The 885-nt window shown below is 66.7% G+C and carries 1 protein-coding gene; it reads left to right on the forward strand.

All coding sequences use genetic code 11. The annotated features are described in order from the left end of the window. A partial coding sequence (locus EN935_RS38090) for a type VI secretion system-associated FHA domain protein (protein WP_348629927.1) occupies positions 1-885 on the forward strand: 885 nt, incomplete at both ends.

Consider the following 885-nt stretch of genomic DNA (forward strand, 5'->3'; position numbering starts at 1 on the left):
GTTCATAAACGACTCCGACAGTCCGCTTGGCGCCGGCAAGTCGACGCGCCTTCAAAGCGGCATGCGGCTGAGACTGGGCGACTACGTCGTCTATGTCGATCTGCAGGCGCCAACCGCCCAGGCACCCGCAACCGGCCAGCCGGCCCCGGAACGCCTGCCGCCGGCATCCCGGGCGCCGGTAAGCATCGGCCGCGACGACTTCTTTTCCGCTACGGTCGAAGAAGAGCCGCGACGGCCACGCCCGGCGGATCTGCCGAACCCGTTCGAACAGCCGGTTCCGGGTGCGTTCGAGCGTGCCAGCTCCGGCCAGCGCAGCTCGCCTGCTTTCGATGACCCGTTCAGCCTCGATCCGGTTTCAACGCCTGTGTCGAAAAATGCCGCCCCTTACCGCGAACCGGGCGGTGCGGCGAACCAGGCGGACCCCTTCGGCCTCGACCCCGTGCCGTCTCCCAGCCGGGGAGCCGAACCCGCTCATGGAAAACCGTCCGATTTCAATGATGATTTTGGTTTCGGATCAGCCGCGGCGCCCGGTTCGGCAAACGGCACCGGCTCGGCCGGACAGCGCGTCGCCCAACGACCACAATCCGCCAATCCCTGGGATTTGCCCGCGCAAGCGGCTGACGTCCCGCCTCCAATGCGGACAGGTGCTGCTGCCAAACCTGCCCGCCTGCCGGCAGCGCCTCAACTGGAGGACATGGCGCTTCGCTCCGCATTCCTGCACGGCATGGGTGTCGAGGAAGCCGATTTCCCCGGGCGCGACAGCGTTGCGGAAATGGAGAAGTTTGGCCGCGAATACCGGCTGATGATGGAAGGCCTGATGCAGCTTCTGCGCAAGCGGGCCGAGGAAAAGGGAAACGCGCGCGTCGCCCAGACCATGGTCGGGGC

The sequence above is a fragment of the Mesorhizobium sp. M7D.F.Ca.US.004.03.1.1 genome, from assembly GCF_003998635.1.
Taxonomy (GTDB): Bacteria; Pseudomonadota; Alphaproteobacteria; order Rhizobiales; family Rhizobiaceae; genus Mesorhizobium; species Mesorhizobium loti.